General features: G+C 71.8%; 14 protein-coding genes. 5 read left to right on the top strand and 9 right to left on the bottom strand.

The features are described from left to right. The first annotated feature begins 462 nt into the window (after positions 1-462). Positions 463-1761, top strand: coding sequence for an erythromycin esterase family protein (locus ACFFRH_RS11085; RefSeq protein ID WP_386156028.1), 1299 nt, complete (start codon positions 463-465; stop codon positions 1759-1761). 130 nt (positions 1762-1891) lie between these two features. Here ACFFRH_RS11085 and ACFFRH_RS11080 read toward each other — a convergent pair whose 3' ends face one another. Then, the gene (locus ACFFRH_RS11080; RefSeq protein ID WP_344743231.1) at positions 1892-3019 is read right to left on the bottom strand and encodes a pectinesterase family protein; all 1128 of its coding nucleotides are present in this window, start codon (positions 3017-3019) and stop codon (positions 1892-1894) included. A 699-nt stretch (positions 3020-3718) separates the two neighbouring features. On the opposite strand from ACFFRH_RS11080, the gene fusA reads away from it, so the two are divergent. The 3 genes from fusA (at position 3719) to ACFFRH_RS11065 (ending at position 7019) form a co-directional block, all read left to right on the top strand. Then, positions 3719-5848, top strand: a complete 2130-nt coding sequence (gene fusA, locus ACFFRH_RS11075) for an elongation factor G (RefSeq protein ID WP_344743232.1) — start codon at positions 3719-3721, stop codon at positions 5846-5848. A 338-nt stretch (positions 5849-6186) separates the two neighbouring features. Continuing rightward, positions 6187-6537, top strand: coding sequence for a DUF1801 domain-containing protein (locus ACFFRH_RS11070; protein WP_344743233.1), 351 nt, complete (start codon positions 6187-6189; stop codon positions 6535-6537). 77 nt (positions 6538-6614) lie between these two features. Then, positions 6615-7019 carry a DUF4259 domain-containing protein gene (locus ACFFRH_RS11065; RefSeq protein ID WP_344743234.1) on the top strand — a complete coding sequence of 135 codons (405 nt, stop codon included), beginning with the start codon at positions 6615-6617 and terminating at the stop codon, positions 7017-7019. Positions 7020-7170: 151 nt separating this feature from the next. On the opposite strand, the gene ACFFRH_RS11060 is transcribed toward ACFFRH_RS11065, so the two are convergent. Genes ACFFRH_RS11060 through ACFFRH_RS11040 form a run of 5 tightly spaced genes read right to left on the bottom strand, consistent with a single transcriptional unit; the run spans position 7171 to position 16771 of the window. After that, the gene (locus ACFFRH_RS11060) at positions 7171-10062 is read right to left on the bottom strand and encodes an NHLP bacteriocin export ABC transporter permease/ATPase subunit (protein WP_344743235.1); all 2892 of its coding nucleotides are present in this window, start codon (positions 10060-10062) and stop codon (positions 7171-7173) included. Further along, the gene (locus tag ACFFRH_RS11055) at positions 10059-12311 is read right to left on the bottom strand and encodes an NHLP family bacteriocin export ABC transporter peptidase/permease/ATPase subunit (RefSeq protein WP_344743236.1); all 2253 of its coding nucleotides are present in this window, start codon (positions 12309-12311) and stop codon (positions 10059-10061) included. Before ACFFRH_RS11055 ends, ACFFRH_RS11060 begins: the two co-directional genes overlap by 4 nt. Positions 12312-12326: 15 nt before the next feature. Further along, positions 12327-13139 (bottom strand): biotin/lipoyl-containing protein, encoded by an 813-nt coding sequence (locus ACFFRH_RS11050; RefSeq protein ID WP_344743237.1) that lies wholly within the window; start codon positions 13137-13139, stop codon positions 12327-12329. A gap of 6 nt (positions 13140-13145) precedes the next feature. Further along, the gene (locus ACFFRH_RS11045) at positions 13146-14507 is read right to left on the bottom strand and encodes a SagB family peptide dehydrogenase (protein WP_386156023.1); all 1362 of its coding nucleotides are present in this window, start codon (positions 14505-14507) and stop codon (positions 13146-13148) included. A gap of 14 nt (positions 14508-14521) precedes the next feature. Then, positions 14522-16771: a TOMM precursor leader peptide-binding protein gene (locus ACFFRH_RS11040; protein WP_386156021.1), complete on the bottom strand. Its 2250-nt coding sequence runs from the start codon at positions 16769-16771 to the stop codon at positions 14522-14524. 238 nt (positions 16772-17009) lie between these two features. Between ACFFRH_RS11040 and ACFFRH_RS11035 the strand changes: the two genes are divergently transcribed. After that, positions 17010-19448: an ATP-binding protein gene (locus ACFFRH_RS11035; RefSeq protein ID WP_344743239.1), complete on the top strand. Its 2439-nt coding sequence runs from the start codon at positions 17010-17012 to the stop codon at positions 19446-19448. Positions 19449-19626: 178 nt separating this feature from the next. Here ACFFRH_RS11035 and ACFFRH_RS11030 read toward each other — a convergent pair whose 3' ends face one another. The 3 genes from ACFFRH_RS11030 to ACFFRH_RS11020 all read right to left on the bottom strand — a co-directional run bounded on the left by ACFFRH_RS11030 (position 19627) and on the right by ACFFRH_RS11020 (position 22688). Further along, positions 19627-21030, bottom strand: coding sequence for an NAD(P)/FAD-dependent oxidoreductase (locus ACFFRH_RS11030; RefSeq protein WP_344743240.1), 1404 nt, complete (start codon positions 21028-21030; stop codon positions 19627-19629). A 102-nt stretch (positions 21031-21132) separates the two neighbouring features. Beyond that, positions 21133-21882, bottom strand: coding sequence for a VOC family protein (locus ACFFRH_RS11025; RefSeq protein WP_344743241.1), 750 nt, complete (start codon positions 21880-21882; stop codon positions 21133-21135). Next, a complete protein-coding gene (locus ACFFRH_RS11020) occupies positions 21816-22688 on the bottom strand; it encodes a hypothetical protein (protein ID WP_344743242.1) in 873 nt (290 codons plus the stop codon). The genes ACFFRH_RS11025 and ACFFRH_RS11020 overlap by 67 nt, the downstream gene beginning before the upstream one ends. Between the last annotated feature and the right edge of the window lie 42 nt (positions 22689-22730).

The following is a 22730-nucleotide window of genomic DNA, read 5'->3' as shown; positions in this document are numbered from 1 at the left end:
CGGCGCCCGGTTCGCGACCACGAAGTGATGGGCCGGGACTTTTGTGCCGGAGGTGATGGCGACGGTGTCAGGTGAGCGGGGTCATCGGTCCGACGCTCGATCTCCAGTGGAGATAGGGGGGCTAGGTCACCGTGTGGTGGACAATTTCCAACGAGTGCTCGATTCGGGTTGAACGACGTTATGAGGTGATCTGCGATTGAGGTGATGGGTCGCGTGCGCGTGTGCGCTGCTGCCGACTCGTCCGCGTAACGGCGACACCCGTACGCACCTGGTCCCGGGTGGATTCTGCGACCGGAGGTCGCGTGCCGGGCCGACCGGCCGTAGCCCGCCGGATTCGGAGGCTCACCACGGTGTTGAAGGTTTCGATCTAACCAGCCAGGAAAAAGCGAGAAAAGTTTACACAGAAGATTCAACGATACGGTTGAGGGAGTTGCCTGGACGAACGAAGAGACAGGAGTCGCCATGGCCGCCGATCCACCGGTCCGAGACGACGTGTGGGCGTTCGGCGGCGAGAGCGCCGCCGAACTCGGCTCCGCGATGACGAGACTTCTCCGGTCGCTTCCCAGCAGGCCCCGCCTGCTCGGTCTGGGGGAGGCCACGCACGGTGAGGAGGCGCTCCCCCGGCTGCGGAACGAGGTCTTCCGGCATCTCGTCGAGCACGAGGGCTACCGGTCGATCGCGCTGGAGAGCGACTGCCTCGCGGGCCTGATCGTCGACGAGTACGTCACGGAGGGCGTGGGAACGTTCGACGACGTCATGCGCCACGGCTTCAGCCACGGACTGGGCGAACTGGAGACGAGCCGCGAGCTCGTGCGGTGGATGAGAGAGCACAACCGGGACCGTCCCGCACCGGACAGGGTCCGGTTCTTCGGGTTCGACGGCCCGTTCGAGATGACCGGGGCGGACAGCCCGAGGCGGGCCCTCACCGCGCTGCTCGGCTACCTCGCGGACCGGCTGGAGATCGACCTTCTCCCGTACACCGTGGGCACCGTCGAGCACCTGGTCGGCTCCGACGACCGGTGGACCGATCCCGCGGTGACGACGGACCCCTCCCTGTCCGTGGGACTGTCCGCCGACGCCGGGGAACTGCGTCTCATCGCGGACGACCTGCTGGCGTTGCTCACCGCGGAGTCGCCGCGCCTGATCCGCGCGACGTCGCGTGACGAGTGGTGGCGGGCGCACCTGCACGGGCGTACCGCGACCGGGCTGCTCCGCTACCACGCCGTGATGGCCGACACGTCCGAGGCGCGCCTGGTGCGGCTCATGGGCCTGCGCGACGTGATGATGGCCGGCAACCTGCGGGCCGTCGCGGAGCGGGAGCGCCGGGCGCGGCGCGGGCCGACACTGGTCCACGCCCACAACCGCCATCTCCAGAGAGAGGAGAGCCGCTGGCTCCTCCCGCCGGGCTGGGGGCCGCTGGAAGGCCGGACGCTGAGGTGGTGGAGCGCCGGCGCGCTCGTCGGCGCGCGGCTGGGCGACGAGTACGCCTTCGTGGCGTCGGCCCTGGGAGCCGCACCGCACCAGGGGCTCGGCGCTCCGCGCCCGGACACCCTCGAGGGGATCCTGTCCACCCTCCCGGGGAACCGCTACGTCGTCGACTCGGCGAGCCTGGCCGAGGCTCTCCGCGCCACGGGGACCGAACCGGTCCCGCGCACCGACACGTCGGCGAACCACGGCTACTTCCCGCTGGACCCCGGCCATCTGCGCGAGACCGACGGGCTCCTCTTCGTCAAGCACCTCACCCCAGGACCGGGCGCGTGACCCGATCGTGCGGTCCGCGCCGGGCCTGGTGCGTGACCTGACCGTACGGACCGGCCCTGGTGTGTGGCCTGACCGCGTGGACCGGGCCTGGCCCGGCGCGTGAGTCGGTTGACCACGGGACCGGGTCGGTCTACACCGGCGGCCTCCAGTCGCCGAGGTGGGTGCGGATGGTCCGCCCGGCCGCCTGCTCCGGGGTCAGCTGCGGCCTGTTCTCGGGAACGGGGATCGCCGCTCCCGGACCGGAGTCGCGGTACTCGCCGAACCTGGCCTCCTGCCAGGGGTAGCCGGAGCTCATGTTCACGTACGGGGCGGTGGTGTCGATCACGGGGCCGAGCCAGGTCTCGCGCACGGTCAGCATCGGGACGGCGGTCGGGTCGCTGCTCGGCCGCCAGGGACGGGCGAGACCGTAGGAGCCGTCGGGGGCCTCACCGGTGACGCGGCACCTGGTGGCCAGGTAGCCGTACGGGTTCGCGGCGGCGGTGCTCGGCGCGAACACGAAACCGTAGGGCAGGAACGACACGTCGCGGGTGAGGGCGCGCAGCTCGCATCGGTCGAAGACCGCGGTGGCGCGGCCGAAGACGAAGTCGACGTCGCCCTCGATGTGGCAGCGCCGGTAGTACTGGCGGGAGAAGGCGGCCAGGTTGGGGGTGTCGGCGTACAGCGTGTCCTGGTGGCCGAGGAAGTGGCACGCCTCGAAGGCGGAACGGTCGCCCATGACCTTCACGGCGACGGCCTGCGTCGCGGTGATCTCCGGGTGGTCGGCGCGCAGCCAGTCGTTGGCGAAGGTCACGTGCGCCGCCGTGAACCCGTCGGCCTGGACGGTGGTGGTGGCGCTGCCGCTCGTCCCGTACGTGCCGCCGCCGGGCTTCGGCGTCCCGGCGGCGTTGTCGAAGACGATGACGACGTCCCGGGCGTCCCGGGTGGCGCCGAGGAAGGTCAGGCCGGTCTTGGCCTGGGGCACCAGCACCGTCTCGCGGTAGGTCCCGGCCGCGATCACCAGGGTCCAGCCCTGTTCCGGGGCGTCCGGTGTCGCGCCGACGGCCGCCTGGACGGTCGGGTGGTCGCCCCGGCCCTGGGAGTCGACGTACAGCGTGCGCTCGTTCCGCCGGTGTCGCGGTGATCCGTACGGCCCGAACGGATGCCGGGTGGCGGCCCCGGCCGCCGCCCCGGCCGCCGGGACGAGCGCGAGGCCGAGGGCCGCGGCCGCGGCTCCGGCCAGCGTCCGGCGCCGGCCGAACAGTGGACTCTGGGGCGACATGGCCACACTCCTGTGTTCGCTACGCGAAAAGCTTCCTTCGAAGCAACAATTGGAAGTTAGATAAATCAGAAAGTAGTGTCAACAGTCGTGGTTTATCGCTGATGATGTGATTTAAGGGATGAGTCGGGTCGTGCGCGTGATCACAACCGGAAGTGTGACACCGATGCCGCGACTCGGAGGGGCCAGAGGAACCACAAGGACCAGGAGGGCGAGAAGGACCAGAAGGGAATGGTCTCGGGCGCGATATCCGTCGCGTGGGACATGAAACTTTCAGGGACGCCGGAATGCCTCACCCGCTGGTGAAGCCGGTCGACCCTGGGGTGCCCCGGCGAGAAAATCGCTTTCCCGCCCGTGCCGGTCTCACTACACTCGCCACTGATCACGCGCCGCCGCGACACCGCGGCGCGCGCCTTGACCGGAGAGGCTTGACCAGAGAGGGGAGCATGTCGTGCGCCATCGCACCGCCGTGGTCGTTCCCCCGTCACGCTACGACGTGATCCTGGTGTCTTCGTCGGTCCCCGACGCCGGCCGCGCGGCCCGCGTCGAACGCCCGTGACGAACCTCTGACCCCTGCCCGCCCGGCGAGGCGTGTCCGCGTGTCGCCGTGCCGTGCCGGAGGTCCCTCCACGACCTGACCTCGGGTCGTGCCGTCCGGGAATCGCGCCGTCCTGTCCGGATCACTCCGAAGGGCCACGGGCCGTGCGTACCGACCTGCGTCATCACATCACCGACTCGCTGAACGGCGTCCGCAACCTGGGCATCCTCGCCCACGTCGACGCGGGCAAGACCACCATCACCGAACGGATCCTGTACGTCACCGGCGCCACCCACAAGCGTGGCGAGGTGCACGACGGGACGACCGTCACCGACTTCGACTCCCAGGAGCGCGACCGTGGGATAACCATCTTCGCCGCGGCGGTGAGCTGTGCCTGGAACGGCCACCGCGTCCATCTGATCGACACCCCGGGCCACGTCGACTTCTCCGACGAGGTGGAGCGCTCGCTGCGGGTGCTCGACGGCGCGATCGCGGTGTTCGACGCCGTCGCGGGCGTCGAACCGCAGAGCGAGTCGGTGTGGCGGCAGGCCGACCGGCACGGGGTGCCGCGGATCGCCTTCGTCAACAAGCTCGACCGCGCCGGTGCCGACCTCGACGCGGCGGTCGCGTCGATCCGCGAGCGGCTGCGGGTGGTCCCGCTGGTCGTCCAGCTGCCGATCGGGCGGGAGGACGGGTTCACCGGCGTGGTGGACCTGCTGCGCATGCGGTCACTGGTCTGGGCCGGGGGCCGCGACACGTTCGAGGAGGGCCCGGTGCCGGACGCCCTGCTGGAGGAGGCGCGCCGGCGCCGGCGGCTGCTGGAGGAGGCGGTGGCCGAACTGCACCCGAGCGCGCTGGAGGAGTTCTGCGCGGAGTCGGCGATCTCCGCGCCGACCCTCGCCGCCGCGCTGCGCGACCTGACCCGTACGGGTGAGGGCGTGGTGGTGCTGTGCGGATCGGCCTACCGCGACCGGGGGATCGAGCCGCTGCTGGACGCCGTCGTCGCCTACCTGCCCTCGCCGCTGGACGTGCCGCCGGTACGCGGCACCGAGGACGGCTCCCAGGACGGCGGCCGGGACGGCGCGGTGCGGGAACGGGCCGCCGACCCGGCGGCGCCGTTCGCCGCCCTGGTGTTCAAGGTGAGCTCGACCGCCACCGGTCGGCTGTCCTATCTGCGCGTTTACTCGGGGACGATCCGGAAGGGAGACACGGTGCTGGACGCGGGCGCGCGGCGTACCGAGCGGATCGGCCGGATCCTGCGGGTACAGGCCGACCGGAACACCGAGGTGGACCTGGCGGTGGCCGGGGACATCGTCGCGGTCGTCGGGCTGAAGGCGGCCCGCACCGGGGCCACCCTGTGCGACCCCTCGGCGCCGCTGGTCCTCGAACCGCCGACCGTGGCCGACCCGGTGGTCTCCGTCGCGGTCGAGGCCCGCAGGAGCACCGACACCGGCCGGCTGGCGTCGGCGCTGGCGCGGCTGGTCGAGGAGGACCCCTCACTGGTGGTCCGGACCGACCCCGAGACCGGCCAGACGGTGCTGTCGGGGATGGGCGAGCTGCATCTGGAGGTCGCGGTGGAGAAGATCCGCCGCGCCCACGGGCTGGACGTCGGGGTCGGGCGACCACAGGTGGCCTACCGGGAGACGGTCGTGCGCGGGGTGTCCGGGTTGCTGTACCGGCACGTCAAGCAGGACGGCGGCGCCGGCCAGTTCGCCCACGTCGTCCTCGACGTGGAACCACTGGAGTCATCGGAGCCACCGGACGCCGCCCCGGACGCGGAGGGTTTCGTGTTCGGCTCGGCCGTCGTCGGCGGGCGGGTGCCGAAGGAGTACGTACGGGCGGTGGAGGCGGGTTGCCGGGACGCGCTGGCCGAGGGGCCCCTCGGCGGGCATCCGGTGACCGGCCTGCGGGTCACGCTGACCGACGGGGCCACCCACCCCAAGGACTCCTCGGAGATGGCGTTCCGCACGGCCGGCCGGTTCGCGCTGCGCGAGGCGCTGCGGGCCGGCGCGATGGTGTTGCTGGAGCCGGTGGTCGAGGTCACGGCCACCGTGCCCGACGACGCCGCCGGCGGGGTGCTGGGCGATCTGGCGGCCCGGCGCGGCCGGGTCACCGGCTCGACCGCGCGGGCCGGGACGGTGGTGATCACCGCGACCGTGCCGCTGGCCGAGCTGTTCGGCTACGCGACCCGGCTGCGCAGCCGGACCCAGGGCCGGGGCACCTTCACCACCCGGGCCACCGGTTACGCCCCGGTCCCGCCTGGCTCGGCGCCCGACGGGACGCCGTCCCGGTAGAACCTGCGGAAACCGGTAGACCCCGGTAGGGGGCGGCGGGGACCGGCGATGGTCCCGTCCTCGGGCGGGACCATCGCTCGGCGGCGTGCCGTGCGCCGCCCCCCCTGCCGTGACCCGCCCGGTACCGGACGACCCACGTGAAGCGCACCGAAACCATGCCGTCGAAGCCACGCGAGGTCCCGCAAGGCCGGAACACCTTGTACATCGAGGTACGTCGAGGTGTATCGAGCCTCCGTTCTCCGGCGGGTTATGCTTCCTCGTCCCGCCGATGACCGACCGGCCGGGAATCGGGGACACGCGCGATCCAGGTCAACGAGTGACGTGAGGAAGGCTTGTTCGTGAGCAGCGAAGCCGTGGATGAGTTCGTCGAGACCAAGGTCCAGCCGCAACACCGGGAAATCGTGAACACGCTGCGCACGCTCATGAAGGAGTGCGCCCCCGACGCGACCGAGATGATCAGCCGCGGGTCGCCCGCCTGGCAGGGCCGTAAGCTCCTGGCGATCATCAGCGCCAGCAAGACGCACCTCACCTTCGCCTTCGCGCGGGGCGCGGAGTTCGAGGACTCCTTCGGCCTGCTGGAGGGCGTCGGGAAGACGACGAGGCACGTCAAGCTCAAGAAGCCGGAGACCGTGAACCAGGAGGCCCTGCGCGACTACGTGCGGCAGGCCGTGCGGCTGGACCAGGAGTAGCCGGCCGGGACGGTGAAATGTCGCAGGCGATCCCTACCATTCGATCGACCGATCAGAAGGCCGGACGGGAGACCGATATGGGCGCGTGGGGCATGGGACCGTTCGACAACGACGGGGCCCTCGACCAGCTGGGCGACCTCGACGAGGTCGAGGCCAAGGACATGACGGACCGGCTCGCCCTGGCGATGCGGGAGATCCTCGACGACGCCGAATACGTGGAGGGGCCGGAGATGAGCGGGGCCGTGGCGGTGGCCTGCCTGGTCGGCGCCCGCGTGATCGGCACCGAGCCGGACGACGCCGCCGCCCGGTGGCTGGAGAGCAACCCCTTCGAACCGTCCACCGAGCTCCGCGACCTCGCCCGGGCCACCATCGACCGGGCGACCCGCCCCGACGACAACGAGCTGTACGAGCTGTGGGAGGACTCCGGCTCCCTGGACAGATGGCTCGCCTCCCTCGCCCCCTACCGCCAGGCCCTGGCCTGACCGGCCGGGGTGAGGCACCCGGGCAGGGCGCGGGGGCCGGAGCGGGCGTGGCGTGGGCGGTGCTCGCGCCGGTGCTCCGACCGCCCTCGGCGAGGTGCCGAGGGCGCCCGGCGGCACCTGCCCGTACGTCCTCTCGGGGCGCGCCCGCCGGTCAGGAGAGCTGGCGGGTGGCCAGGCGGGCGAAGAGGCCGTCCCGGTCGGCGAGGAGATCGTCGTAGGTGCCCTGCTGGACGATCCGCCCCTCGTCCATGACCACGATGCGGTCGGCGGCCACCACCGTGGAGAGCCGGTGGGCGATCACCACCCGGGTGGCGTTGAGGCGGCGGGTGCTCTCGGCGACCCGGCTCTGGGAGGGGTTGTCCAGCGCGCTGGTGGCCTCGTCGAAGAACACGATGCGGGGCCGGGCGACCAGGGCGCGGGCGATCATGAGGCGTTGCCGCTGGCCGCCGGAGAGCGTGCTGGTGCCCTCGGAGAGCACCGTGTGCATGCCCATCGGCATCGCCCTGATGTCGTCGGCGAGCCCGGCCATCTCGGCCGCCGCCCAGGCGTCGTCCACGGTGTGGATGCCGCTGCCGACGATGTTGGCCTGGATGCTGCCCGCCTGCAGCGCGCCGTTCTGGAGCACGACCCCGCACTGGCGGCGCACCGCGGAGACGTCGAGTTCGGCGAGGTCCTGGCCGTCGTAGAGGACGGTGCCCGACAGCGGGGTCTCGAAGCCGAGCAGCAGCCGCAGCACCGTGGACTTGCCGCTGCCCGAGGGGCCGACCAGCGCGACGAACTCGCCGGGCTCGATCGAGAGGGCGACGCCGTCGAGGGTGAGCGGCCCGTCCTGGCCGTAGCGGAACGACACCTTGCTGAGCCCGAGCCGTCCCGAAAGGTCGCCGGGGTCGGCCTTGGTGCCGTCGGTCTCCGGCCGGGCCTCCAGGATCGGCCTGATGTTCTCCAGCATCGGCACGACGCCCATCGCGGTGACGGCGGCGGCGGTGAACTGGAGGCTGGAGGCGAGCAGCAGGCTGAGCGCGGTGAAGAACGGCAGGAACGTGGCGACCGGGATCTGGCCCGCCATCGGCCCGGCCACCACCGCGAACACGACCGCCGTGCAGACCAGCGGGAATCCGGCGTTGAACGTGGTCACCGCGTTCTGGATGCGGCGGGCCGAGGCGGTCAGCGAGCGGCCCCTGGTGACCTCGCGCGTCCACTCGGCGAACGCCCGCTCCTCGGCGGCGGCGGCCCGCAGCTTCGGCATCGCGGTGAGCATCTGGAAGACCCGGGCCGACATGGTCCGCTCGTGCTCGTAGGACTGCCGCTGCCAGCGCAGCTGCATACGCCCCGCGACGATGGCGAACCCGAGTCCGAACAGCATGAGCGCCGTGGCGACCAGGGCGAGGCGCACGTCGTAGAAGTAGACCAGGACGAGGTTGGCCGATCCGGTGAGCAGCCCCAGCGTGGCCGTGGTCAGCATCCCGGAGAGCATCTCCTGCGCCGAGCTGATGCCCAGCACCGTGGTGCCCAGCTCGCCGGTCGAGTAGCGGGTGAAGAATCCGGCGGGCAGGGAGAGCAGCCGGGTCCACAGTCCCGACTGCAGGGCCGAGGTGGTACGGCTCTCGATCCGCAGCACCGCGATGTTCTGCACCACCGACAGGGCGGCGATCACGAACCCGGAGCCGATCACCAGCAGGGAGCCCTGGACGATGAGGTCGAGTTCGGCCCGGACCGTGAACACGCCGAGCACCTTGCCCGTCATGATCGGGACCAGCAGCCCGAGCAGGGCGACCAGCACCCCCATGGCGGCGAACCGCAGCAGGTCACGCTGGTTGCCGCTGTCGAAGAGCCCCAGGCGCAGCAGCGCGCCGACGGTCTTGACCGAGGCGGGCAGCGGCCGGTACAGCACGTGTGCCCGCTTCTCCAGGTTGCGGGCGACGGTCGCGGTGACCGGGGTGAGCACGCCGTCGTCCACCATGACGTAGCCGTGGCCCATGGTGAGCAGCGCCACGGGACGGCCCGCGGAGGTGCTGCCGACCATGGGCCCCAGGTCCTGCTTCCACCACGGGCCGTCCAGCCGGACCATCCGGGTCCGTACGCCGGAGGCGAGCGCGATCGCCTGCAGGTCGCCCATCGGACGGTCCTGGCCGCCGTGCCGTACCGGCGGCCGGACCTCGAAGCCCAGGTGCGCCGCGACCAGCCGGGCCGCGGCCAGGGCGGGCGGGTCGTTCGCCACGTCGGCCAGCTTGACCTGGACCTCGGTGTCGCGCAGTACGGCGTCGAAGCTCCGTACGGCCTGCGTCAGCACGGTGCTCTCGCGTTCGCGCAGGCCGGTGAGGGCGGCGCGTTCCTCCTCGAGCTGCCGTTCGAGGCGTTCGTCGACGGTGTCGAGCAGCCGGACGGCGTGGGCGGCGAGGAACTCGCAGAGCAGGCCCTCGTCGAAGACCGAGTGCAGCGAGCGGGTCCGCAGCCGGGTCCTGGCGCGGGTGACGAGCCAGTCCCTCTCGGTCAGGCAGATGTCGCTGCCCACGCCGAACACCAGGCCGTCGCTGTTGCCGATCCCCACCTCGCCCTCCTCGACGCGCACACAGCGCACGCCGTCGACCGACCGCAGGGTACGGCCCGTGTCCAGTTCCGCGGTCCCGTTGACGGGCAGCGGGACGAACTGGCGGGGCGGCAGGGTGGCGGGCAGCGCCTCGGCGAGCAGCTCGATGCCGCGGTCGAGCCCCTTGACCAGCGAGGCGGCTGCCTCGGGGGACAGGTCGTGCAGCATCGCGACCAGGACGTCGGCCAGCACGGCGCCGGGCACCGGGCGGACCACGATCACGTGGCGCGGGCCCGGCGGCACCCCGCAGGCCAGCACCGTGCCCGCCTCGGCCCGGCCCAGGAAGTTCCAGCGCCCCTCCAGCTCGCCGTCGGCGGTACGGACCGCGAACAGGTCCACCGTGCCCGACTCGACCAGCAGCATCCGCCCCGGGTTGTCGAGGATCATGAATCGGTCGGTGCCGAGATCCATCGGGGTGGCGACCCCGGCGAGTGCTGTCAGCGCTGTGGGGCTCACAGTCCTCCTCCGGTGTTGAACAGCCGCGTGTAGATGCCGTCGGCGGCGAGCAGCTCCTCGTGGCCGCCGCGCTCGGCGACCCGGCCGCGGTCCAGGACGATGATCTCGTCGGCGTCGCGGATGGTGGACAGCCGGTGGGCCATCAGCAGGCAGGCGCAGCCGCGGCGGCGCAGGTTGTCCATGATGACGCGTTCCGTCTCCGGGTCCAGGGCGCTGGTGGCCTCGTCGAGGATGAGCAGGGTCGGCTCCGCGGCGAGCGCGCGGGCCAGTTCGAGCCGCTGCCGCTGGCCGCCGCTGAAGTTGCGGCCGTCCTCGCGGACGAACGAGTTGATCCCGCCGGGGCGGGCCAGCACGGCGTCGTAGACGGCGGCGTCGCGGAGCGCGGCGAGCACCACCTCGTCGGGGACCGCCTCGTCCCACAGGGTGAGGTTGTCGCGTACGGTCCCGGCGAACAGCACGATGTCCTGGTCGACGTAGGCCATCGAGCTGGCGAGCACGGTGCGCGGGATCTCGTCCAGCGGGTGGCCGTCGAGCAGGATCTGCCCGGAGCGCGGTTCGTACAGGCCGGTGAGCAGGCGGCCCAGGGTGGACTTCCCGCTGCCGGAGCCGCCCACGATCGCGACCCGGCTGCCCGGGGTCATGCTCAGCGAGAGGTTCTCGATGATGGGATCGGTGAGCGGGCCGTACCCGAAGGTGACCTCCCGCAGTTCGAGATGGCCCTCCAGGCGGGTGCCGATCTCCGTCTCGTCGCCGGTGCGCTCGAAGCAGCGGGCGATCGGGTGGCGTTCCACGTCGTGGATGCGCTTGGCGTCGGCGCTGAGGTCCTGCAGGCGGCCACCGAGGTTGGTGAGCTGGGTGACCGGCCTGCTGAGCGCGGCGAGCAGGGTCTGGAAGGAGATGAGGATGCCGATGCTGAGCACGCCCTCCACCACCCGCAGGCCGCCGATGAGCAGCATCAGGCCGGTGTTCACGGTGGCGAGCAGGGGCGGGACGACGACGAGCACCGCGGTGGGCACGCCGAGCCGCTGCTGCGCGGAGACGACCTTGGCCAGGAAGCCCGCCCAGCGGGTGAAGGCGTCGGGCTCGGCGCCGGTGGCCTTGACCGTCTCGATCATGCTGAGCGTGGCGAAGGTGGTGCCGGTGAGGTTGCCGCGGTCGGTGCGGAGCGCGGTGACCGCGTCCTTGCGCGCCCGGGCGACCCAGCGCAGCACCAGGATGTTCAGCGCCGCCATGCCGACGCCGATGACGCCGAGCAGCACGTCGTAGCGGACCAGCAGGGCGGCGTAGAACGCCACCAGCACCATGTTGATCACGGTCAGCGCGAGGTCGCGGGAGAGGATCTCGGCCACGGTGTCGTTGGTGGAGATCCGCTTGGCGACCTCGGCCGGGCGGCGTTGCAGGAAGAACTCGATGGGCAGCCGCAGCAGGTGCCGGAAGAAGCGGGCGGAGCCGACCAGCCCGACCCTGATCTCCAGGCGTAACAGGTAGTACTGCTGCACCGAGGTCAGCACGAAGATGGCCGCCGCGGTGAACGCCATCACGATCAGCAGCGGTGGCAGGACGCCGGGGGAGTCGCCGGTCAGCACCCGGTCGATGAAGACCCGGTAGTAGGCGGGTCCCGCGATGCCGGGCAGGAGCAGCAGCACGCTGGCCAGCAGCACCAGCGGCAGGGCGCGTCCGGACGGCAGCCGCCACTGGAGCAGCGCCTTGCTGAGCTTGGCGCGCTCGCCGCCCCGCTTGAAGTCGGGGCCCGGCTCGAAGGTCAGCATGATCCCGGTGAAGCCGGAGTCGAACTCCGACCACTCCATCAGCCGCGGCCCCGACGAGGGGTCGTTGACCGCGACCATGGTGCGGCCGAACCGGGTCACCAGTCCCTCGACCACGATGAAGTGCTGGAACGCCCAGAAGACGATCACCGGGCCGGTCTGGTCGCGGAGCAGCTCGGCCTCGACCTGGAAGCCCTTGGCGATCATTCCGTAGGAGCGGGCCGCCGCGAGCATCGAGGACGCCTTGGACCCGTCCCTGGACACCCCGCAGCGGCCGCGCAGGTCTTCGAGCGGGACGTGCTTGCCGTAGTGGCCCAGGACCATCGCCAGCGCGGCCGCGCCGCACTCGACCGCCTCCATCTGGATCACGGTCGGCACCCGGTGGCGGTTCTTCCTGCGGGGGCGCGGGGCCTGCGGCTGCTTCTTGGACGCGGGCTTGGCGGGCTTGGCGGGTTTCGCGGGCTTGAGTGTGGTGTTCGTCATCGGTGCCTCCTCCGCTCAGCGCCCGAGCACCAGGTCGAACGGCGTCTGCTCGCCCAGGTGGATGGAGGCCGACACGGTCACCTGGGAGTCGAGCCGCACGGGCGGTCCCTGCGCGGTCGACCAGGCGTATCCCGAGTGCGCGCCCGGTTTGGGGATCAGGTCCACGATGATCATCAGCGGGGCCTGGACGGCGGCGTACCGCTTGGCGGCCAGGTCGCCGCCCACCAGCCCGGCCAGCGCCTCACCGGTCAGGGGATAGCGGCTGACCGAGGTGACCGTGCCGCGCAGCAGCCCGAAGGCCGCGGCGGGCGCGGTGGACACCTCCAGGTCGACCGGGCGGCCGGGGGCGATCCACGCGGCCCGGTCGGCGGGCACGAACACCATGGCGACCAGCCGGTCGTCGGGCAGGTCGGTCCGCTCGACCGTGGCGACCGTGGTGCCGACGGCGACGACCTGGCCGTCGTTGACCGTGGTGCCGACCACCTGGCCGGTGAACGGGCTCGCCACTTCCTGGATCTTGCCGTCGGCGTCCTGCAGCTCCGCGACGGACTGGCCGACGATCACCCGGTCGCCCGGCCGGACCAGCACGCGCCGGGCGAGGCCGGAGTAGTGGCTCTGGATGCGGGCGGTGCCGCCCGGGTGGGTGAGGACGCCCGGGGCGGCGACCGAGATGCGCAGCTCGGCGGCGAACGCCCAGACCAGCCCGCCGGCCATCACGATCATCACGACGAAGACCGCGATCCAGCCCCGGGGGGTGGCCAGCAGGGTGGGGGAGTCCAGCTCGTCGGGTTCGCGCATCCGTTGCAGCGCCTGGAAGCGGAATCTCATCGCGGTCTACTCCTCCGTCCGGGGCCGGGAGCCGAGGACGAGCTCCCCGACGGTGCCCTCGAGGAGCGGGTCGCGTCCCGAGGCGGTGGCGAAGGCGCCGGTGTCCCCGCCGCCCAGGCCGCACAGGGCCAGGTCCATCGCGGTGGCCACCAGGTAGAGGGTCTGGTAGAGGACGCCCACGTGCTTGAGCACCAGCGGGTAGGCGACGGTCTCGTACTTCCACATCACCCGGCCGAACCGGGCCGCCACCAGCAGCACCACCTGCGGGTCCGACTCCATCATCGCGGCGTTGCGCGCCTCCCTGACCAGCGCGTCGGTGGCCTTGCCCGGTTCGGCGACGAGCTCCAGCTCGTGCCGGTCGGTCGCGTAGTGCCACAGCCCGGACGGCAGTCCCTCGCACGCGGAGACCAGCGGGTAGACCTCCAGCTCGTGGACGGCCCCGCCGCTCGGGTACGGCCGGCTGGCCAGCCGCTGGCCGTCGCTGCCCGTCATGGTGCCCCGCCTGCGCAGGCTCCGGTAGAGCAGCTCGCCCAGCTGGGCGAGGGTGATCGGCGTCTCCTGGTCGTGGGCGCGGATCGAGGTGCGCCGTTCGAGCACCTCGGTGAACGACGGCTCCCTGGCCGCGATCTCGTCCAGGTCGGGCACCGGCAGCGTGACCGTCCGGATGCCCGAGGGCGCCGGGGAGACCGGTTCCGGCGGGAAGCGGTCGCCGAGGGGATAGGTCCCGCCGTACCCGGAGGCCGTGGCGGGGAAGCGGGTACGGGAGTGGAAGGCCAGGTCGGCGGGGTTCCACTGCGCGTAGGAGAGCTCCGTCGCCTCCAGGTCCCCGTCCGGGCCGCCGGGGGCCAGCAGCCCGGCCGTGGCGAGCAGCCGCAGCAGCGGGACGGGCGTCCCGGTGTTCCAGGTCGCCAGCTCGTCGAGCAGCCCGGCGGTCCCCGGCATCAGCTCGACGGCCAGGTGACTGCCGGGGGCCCGCAGGGTCAGCGTGCCGTCCACCAGCCGCGCCTCGGCGAAGCGCGACAGCCGTACGGGTCCGGCCGGGGCCGCCGCGGGCAGCGTCGAGCCCCGGCCGACCGGATAGAGCCTGGCCGTGACGGCGCCGTCCACCTGCACGGCGTGCTCGACCATCCCGGAGGTGTTCAGCCCGCGGAACAGCAGGTGCCAGCGCAGCAGTCCCGCCTCGCCGTCCGCGGTGGTCACCGCGGCGGCGAGGGCGGCGTCGTCGTGGTCGCCCTCGCTGAGCAGCTTCAGTGCCGTCGACTGTCCCTGGGACAGGTTCCTCAGTTCGAGGGCCGTGGTGGCGAGCTGGACGCGCTCGCCGGAGAACGACGCGCCCCGGCGGAGCCGGGAGACGATGATGGGGTTCATGGGGACCGTCCGTCTCAGAAGAACACGTTCCAGGAGTTGATCTCGTCCTGGGGGGTCGGGCGGTCGAGCCAGCCGAGTCGCACCGGTGTGTCGTAGAGGCGGCCGGGGGCGAGGCGGCGCCAGAAGTGCCGCAGGCCGGGGGCCATCACCTTGACGACGTTCAGCTCCAGGTCGGGACGGGACTGGTCGAGGACGATCACCTCGGAGCCGGCCGCCTCGATCGAGTCCACGCACCGGCGTACGCACTCGGCCAGGTCGGTGGGGGCGGGCGGGCCGACGGTGGTGGCCGGCTGGTCCGGGTCCGGCAGCAGCCAGGGCTCCCGGGCGATCACGGCGCCCTTGCACCAGGCGAGCATCTCGGGGTCGTCCACGCGGTAGAGCGTGTTGCCCTCCTCGTCACGCCGCTCCACGCTGGGCAGGAACTGGTTGAGCTCGGTGAGCGCGCGGAACGCCGCGATGCGCGGGTCGGGGTGGCTGCCGAAGCCGACCATGATGTCCTCGGCCTCGTGGCGGCGCCGGGAGACCGCGGCGAACACCGGGACGCCCACGTCGGTGGTGAGGTCGAGCATCCACAGGTCGCGGTCCATGCCGTCGTAGAAGGCCCGCAGCTCGCCCACGTAGGGGTCGTCCAGCGAGTCGAGGTCGAAGCCGGGGCGGGGCAGCCGGTTGTACCACCACAGCGCCACCGAGTCGCGTTCGACCAGCTCGCAGATGCCCTGCAGGATGGCCTCCTCCATGGTGTTGCCCGCGGCGCTGCCGTTGGAGTCGGCGATGCAGAAGAAGTGGTCGTAGAGGTCGGGGTGGCCGTACCAGGCGTAGGCGGCCGGGACGAGCCGCTCCTCGTCCCGGGTCAGCGACCAGGCCCGCGACCAGTCGAACGGCATGTTCTCCGGGAACGGGTCGGGCACCTGCTGCAGCCGGTGCGCCGGGTCGGCGTTCCACTCCTTGCGCCCGGCCCGCTGCTCGTCGGAGAAGAGCAGCATCCGGTCCGGGTGCACGGCCGTCGCCGGGTCCAGGTCGGCGTACGCGGCCCGGATGACCGGCTCGTCCCCCCGCCAGACCCCCGAGTAGCGTTCGATCGCCTCGCAGACCGCGCTGACCTTCGCCTGGATCTCCGAGCGCCCCTTGCCGCCGCTCTGGCCGCGCAGGTTGCGGCGGAGCAGGTCCATGCTGTCGTTGACCATGGCGAAGTTGTGGCCCGCGGCGTAGCTGAAGGTCAGGCCGGTGGGGTCGGCGCCGATCGACATCAGCTTGGTGATCGCGCCGAGGTGCGGGCTGATGTGCCGCTCCAGCCGTTCGAACGTCTCCTGCGGCTGGTTGACCCGGTAGCCGCCGTCGGTGACGTGGTTCGCCTGCCGCGGGGTGAGCACGATCTTGGGGTCGTCGTCGGGCGGCGTGCCGCACGACGGGCACTGCGGCTGGCGGACGAGCACGTGCCTGCTGGTCTCCAGGGTCGCGAGGTCGAGGGCGACCATCTGGCCGCAGAGCGCGCCCGGCTCGCCCGTCGCCACGATCCTGGCGACCTCGGCGGCCAGCATCCCGGCCAGCGCCAGCGGCCCCGCCGTGATCTGCGCGCGCACCGGGTGCAGCGGCGTCCGCTCGCCGCGCTTGCCGGCGAGGTAGCGCTCCAGCTGGCGGTTGCCGCTGAGCCGCTGGGCCAGGCACGACCAGCAGCCGGTGTGGTCGGGGTCGAGGTAGGGGCCGAGCCACGGGCTGACGCCGCCGGGCTTGGCCAGCAGCCAGGGCAGCCCGGACGCCAGCTGCAGCGCGTTGCGGCCTTCCAGGGCCGGGTCGAGGTAGTCGTCGACGAGCACGACGGAGACCCCCTCGGCGGGCACCTCGCCGATCGCGCCGGTGCCCACCTTCAGCCCCAGCTCGGTCAGGGCGTCCACGACCGGCGCGGCGTCCACCCCCTCGGCGGCCGAGACGGTGACCGGCGTGCCCTTCGTGACGGCCGCGGGGTCGATGCCCAGCGCGTCCCAGTAGGCCAGCACCCTGTCCGGCAGGTCGGGCCTGCCCTCCGCGAGGTGCCCCGCCGCCTCGTAGCGGCGCAGCGTGGTCAGCACCGTGGTGAACGGCACCGTTCCCGACAACTCCTGGACGATCTCGCTCACGGTCCTGCGACCGTCGAGGTAGGGCAGCACCGCCGCGGCGGCCTTCCCCGGCACGAGGTAGTCCATTCCCTCCGCGTACAGGAAGACCCGGGATCCGTCCACGACCTCGACATGGAAATGAGCCTTCAGCCGTGGACTCTCCATCGTCATCCGCCTTTTTTATATCAAGCTCTCGACACCCTCTTCATTGCGGATTTAAACACGAGAAGACCTTGATGGTGAATGCGCAAAAAATTGTACGCATCGCCCGGCCGATACTTAGGTCGCGGGCGCGGGAGCCTCAGTATCGCCGCGGCAGGCGGCGGCAATCGGCCTCACAACCGGATCCTCGCGAAAGACGGGCATGCAACCCGTTGAGATCCAGATCAAGAAAATGGGACGATGAGGCATGGCTCCACTTCTTCACCGAGACAGAGAACTGACTGTATTCGGGGAGGCAATTGACGAGCTCCGGTCAGGAAGGCCGACGGTCGCGTCAATCCTCGGGGAGAACGGGATGGGCAAGAGCTCTCTGCTCGGCGCCATTACCGAGATGCTTCCCCAGCGCAGCCGGGTGTTGCGGGCACGCTGCCATCCGAGCGAAAGTCATTTCGCCTACGGCATGGTCCGCCAGCTCTTCGACCCGGTGCTCGCCTCCGGCGAGCGGACCCGCAAACAGTTCGACCGCGCCTCCGGCGGCGACGGCGCCGCGACCCACGACCTGCTGCTCAACCTGTTCCACCTCACCCGGGACCTGGTCGCGGACCACCCGGTGGTGATCGCGATCGACGACCTGTCCTTCGCCGACACGCCGTCGCTGCGGTGGTTCTCCTACATCGCGCGCCGCCTGGACGACCTGCCGGTGATGATGGTCGCCACGCTGCCGGGCAGCACCCCGGCCGGCCCGGCCGCGGACCTGGGCAAGCTGCCGTACGCGCGGTTCGTCCAGCTCAGACCGTTCTGCGCCACCTGCACGGCCGACTTCGTCGCGGAGGCGCTGGGCGCGCCGCCCGACGTGGAGCTGGCCGCGCTCTGCCACACGCTGTCGCAGGGGAACCCGCTGGTGCTGCGTGAGCTGACCAGCCGGATGCGGCAGGCCAGGGTGAGCCCGGGTGAGCCCGACGCCGACCAGGTGCTGGAGATCGGCACGGCGGCCCTGTCCGACACCGTGCTCGAATGGCTGCACGACCACGACCCGGTGGCCTCGGAGCTGCTCACCCAGCTCGCCGTGATGGGACCCGAGACCGACATCACGGTGGCCGCGATCCTGCTGAGTCAGGGCGAGCCGCAGATCCGCCAGGCCCGCCGGGCACTCGTCCAGGCGGGCCTCGTCACGGAGGGGCCGCCGGTGCGGTTCCGCAACCCGCTGATCCGCGCGGCCGTGCTGTCGCGCATCGACAACCAGACCCGGCTCGGCCTGCACGAACGCGGGGCCGCGCTGCTGGACAGGCTGGGCGCGCCGGCCGCGCAGACCGCCGAGCACCTGATGCTCACCGACTCCGACTGGGGGGTCCCGGTGCTGCGCAGGGCGGCCACCGAGGCGGTCGCGGCCCGTGAGTACGACGACGCGACCCGGTACCTGCGCCGAGCGCTGGCCTGCTCCGGCGACGCCGCCACCATCCACGAGCTGACGTTGCAGCTCGGCATGGTCGAGCTCCGCCACGACCTGGACGCCTGCGTCCGGCACGCCGAGGCGCTGGCCACCACCGCGCCCGACCCGGCCCGGCGGGCCAGGTCGCTGCTGAACCTGGCGAGCCCCGCGCTGGCCGCCAGCACGGTGGGTGTCAGGCCGTTCGTCACCGCGGCCCACGAGCTGGCGACCGTGGCGGACCCGCCGAGGGAGCCGCTGCTGCGGCTCACCGCGCAGGGCGTGCTGTCGGGATACCGCACCGGGCTGCGCAGGTCGCTGCGGATGGCCGTGTCGGGCGTGCAGGACGCGCCGGCGAAGGAGTTCTCCGGCGCGCTGGCGGCGATGGTCGCGGCGGGCGGGCGCTATCCGGACACCGCCAGGCGGCTGGCGATGCGAGCCACCAGGGAACGATCCCGCAGGGATCGGCCGGTCGGGACCGGTCTGGTGGGCGCCGCGCTGGCGTTCGGCTGGACGGGACGGCCGGAGGAGGCGCTGGACGTGTGCGCCAGGATCCTGCAGGACGCCCGCACCTGGGACCAGCCGGATCTGCACGCGCTCGGGCTGCTCCTGCGGTCGGACGTCGGCCACCGGCGGGGCGAGTCGGCCGACAGCCTGCGGGACGCGCTCGACGCGCGGGAGGGGGCCGAGCTTATCGGCGCGCGGGTGCTCGCCACGGCGGCCCGCGCCTGCGGCGCGCGGGCCCTCATCCGGCTGGACCGCGTGGAGGACGCCGCGGCGCTGATGCGCGACACGGTGACCCCCGCGGACGCCCATCCCCTGGTCAAGAGCATGGTCCTGGAGGTCCAGGGGCTGATCGCGGCGGCGGCGGACGACCACGTCACCGCGCTGAGCCTCTTCCTCGACTGCGGGCACCGGCTCTCCGCCCGCGGCATCACCAACCCCGCCTGCCTGCCCTGGCGCGCCCACGCCGCCCAGGCGTACACCGCGCTGGGCGAGCACTCCGCGGCCCGTACGATCGCCACCGAGCCGCCGGGGAGCCGGGACCACGCGCCGGACGCGCAGCCGTCGCACGCCAGGGTCGTGCTCACCCCCGCCGAGCAGCGCGTCGTCGAGCTGGTACGGCAGGGCATGAGCAGCATGGAGGTCGCCGAGCGGCTCTGCCTGAGCAAGCGCACCATCGACACCCACCTGGGCCGCATCTACCGCAAGCTGGGCATCCGAGGACGGCACCAGCTGTCCACCGCCCTCGGTCTCTGACCGGTCTCTGACCGGCGTGGGTGATTGGTCGGACTGTTCACCGGTTTGGACTGTCACCGCCCATGGAACTCTGACCGGTCTCCGATCGGCGCGGGTCACCGGTTCGGCTGTTGACCGCCCTCGGACTCTGACCGGTTTCTGTACGGAGCGGGGTCAACCCGTCCGGCTCAGCCTCCGATCACCGTGGGGCCACCGGTTCGACGGCCCTGCCGATGCCCAGCCTCGGTTCGGTGACCAGATACAGCCCGGTCGCGTCGTCGGTGCCCGGGTGCGCCGTCCGGCTCCCGGTCTTCCCGGCGACCAGCTCGTTGGCGAGCACCATCGCGTCCAGCGGGGCCGCGCCGCCGACGCGGGTGGCGTCGTCCAGGTCGGTCAGGCCCGAGGTGATCGAGGCGAAGGCACCGTCGGAGGGCGCCGGGGAGTCGCCGCCGCGCTTTCTCATCAGCTCCGGGTACTGCCCCCTGGCCAGGCGCTGGGCGAGCCAGAAGTAGCTGTTCTTGCCCCGGTACTGCTCGTAGAACCCGGCGACCATGGAGAACATCCGGCCGTAGGCGTTGCGGTAGTGGGACTCGTGGAACCCGAGCGCCTCGCGTTCGGTGACCTCACCGGCGTGGGTGGACAGGATGCTCGCGGCCGCCAGCATGCCGCTGTACATGGCCAGGTGCACGCCGGTGGAGAGCAGCGGGTCGAGGAAACAGGCGGAGTCGCCCGCGAGGAAGTAGCCGGGGCCGCAGAAGCTGTCGGCCGAGTAGGAGAAGTCCCGCTCGACGCGGACCTCGCCCTCGAAGCGCCCGCCCGCCACCAGCTCCGTCACCGTCTCCGACTCCGCGACCAGGGCGTGGAACATCGCCTGCTGCGAGGGGAACTCGGGCCTGCGGGCCAGGAAGTGGTCCTGGTGGGTGACGAAGCCGACGCTGTAGACGTCGCCGCTGAGCGGGATGACCCAGTACCACCCGTTGAGGGCGGAGATCACGTTGATGCCGCCCCGGGGGGTGCGGGGGAGCAGGGCGCCACCCTGGTAGTAGCCCCAGATGGCGACGTTGCGGAAGACGTCGTGCGGCCGCCGGTCGCGGAAGTGCTGGGAGGAGAGCACGCCGGCACGCCCCGAGGCGTCCACCACGAAGTCGGACGGGGACTCCCGGAGACGCCCGTCGTGCGTCCACTCCACACCCACGGCGCGCTCGTCGTCGAAGAGGACCTTCTTCACCTGGGCGCCCTGGACCACCTCGACGCCCTGGTCGGCGGCGTGCCTGAGCAGGACGTCGTCGAAGTCGGCGCGGTCCACCTGCCATGACCGCACCTGGTCGCCGAAGAGGTCCGGCCAGTTGATCGTCCAGTCGCGCTCCGCGCCCCAGCGGAGCAGCAGCCCCTCCTTGACCTGGTAGCCGCGGGCCTCGATCTTCTCCCGGGCACCGACGAGGTCGATGATGGCCCGGCAGGAAGAGGAGATCGACTCGCCGATGTGATATCGGGGGAAGAAATCCCGTTCCAGCAGGCGGACCCGGGCACCGGCCCGGGCCAGCAGCGCCGACGAGATCGCTCCCGCCGGGCCGCCGCCTATCACCACCACGTCAGGCGCCATGAAATGCCCCTCCCTTGCGAGAATTGCTCACTCCGAAATCATCGCAAGAGTGGGGAATCTTGTTAATACGTATTTATGCTCATCGTGATACGCATTTATCGACTAATTTCCGCTGGTGAGGCCGAAGACCGCGCCCAGGGGGTCGGCGAACAGGCCCGATCCCAGCGGGCGGGCCCCGGCGGCCAGGGCCGCCGCGGCACCTCCGGTGTCCTCCGTGCTTGCGGCGCCTCCGGTGTTCCCGGCGGTATCTGTGTCTTCGGCGGTCCCGGCGGTCTCGGGGGCTTCGGCGGTCTTGGCGCCGATGGTGCCGGGGACGCCGAAGAACGGCACCCAGCCGGTCCTGGACGAGGGGCGGATCACCAGGGGCACGTCGCCGTACAGGCCCCGGTAGAACTCCTCCGCCGCGTCCGGTCGGGCGGTGTGCAGCTCGCAGGCGCACAGGGCGCCGGGTTCGTCCACCAGGACCACGCCCTCGTCCCTGCCGCCCTCCCAGAAGCCGACCGCCGCGCCCGAGGGGTCGACGGCCAGGCAGAGACGGCCGTCCTCACCCGCGGGCACCGGGCCCATCACGACCCGGCCGCCCAGGGCGCCGACCTCCGTCCGGGTGTGGTCGAGGTCCTTGGAGGCCAGGTAGACGTTCCACGACGAGCCGGGCGCCATGCCCGTCGGGCTGGGCCCGAGGCCGCCGATGATCTCCCCTCGCAACGTGATGAGGTGGTAGCCGCGGTTGTTCTCCCTGGTGAACTCCCAGCCGAACAGGCCGCCGTAGAACTGTTTCGCTCCGGTCAGGTCGACGGTGATGTGGTCAACCCAGCAAGGTGTTCCCGGGCCGTACGAGGTCCGCCGGGGCATGGTGTCTCCTGGATCATGTCGTCGATGAGTGCCGCGGCCTCCTCCGCGCCACCGAACTCCGGCATGAGCAGCCGGTAGCGGGGCGCGTCGGCCAGGTCCGAGGTGTTCGGCGGCCAGGCGTGCGGCTGGAAGGCCCACGGTTCCAGCCTGCAGCGGTCGCCGTCCCCCTGGCAGAGCCTGACCAGCGTGGGCGGGGCGAGCCTGGCGGTGACGGGGACGATCGGGCCCAGTACTTCCGGGCGGACCAGGACGGACTCCCCGGCCAGCGTCGGCTGGGTCCGCCGCCAGGTGCCGGGGTCGTTCTCCGGGCCGATCAGGCCGCCGGTCCTGGCCGATTCCAGGGCGCTGCCGCGCAGGTCCAGCGGGACGTGGAAGGGGAGGGTGTGGCCGGTGGCCCGGTCGACCACGAGGAGCTGTCCCGACACCGGGCGCCAGGACCGCCCGGCCAGCGCGGCCGCCAGGCCGGCGCTGGGCGAGCAGGAGCTGCCGACCAGCGCGACCGTCGCGTCGTCCTTGGTCATGACGACGGCGCGCATCGTCAGGAAGAGATGGTCGAGCACGGCGAAGGGGGGGAGAGGGGGTGGCATGGTGCTCCATCCGCGGAATACGCGACGCTGCAGCAGCATCCCGTCGGGACGGTGGACCAGCAGCTCCCCGTCCGACGACTTGCCGGTGAGAAGCTTCACGACCAGTTGTGGTTCGCCGGTCTCCACGAGGTGAGGGCCGAACATGAACGCCAGGTCGCCGGGGCTGAGCTCGGTGAGCACCATGATGGTCATGCCGAAGAAGCTGAACAGCAGGGGCAACTAACCCCCCTTACGGGTGTCTAACTGTAAACGCTCGTACAA

It is taken from the genome of Streptosporangium vulgare, from assembly GCF_042428775.1.
GTDB classification, from domain to species: Bacteria; Actinomycetota; Actinomycetes; order Streptosporangiales; family Streptosporangiaceae; genus Streptosporangium; species Streptosporangium vulgare.
Note: the sequence above shows the minus strand (reverse complement) of the source record. Positions and strands in the feature narration are given on the sequence as shown.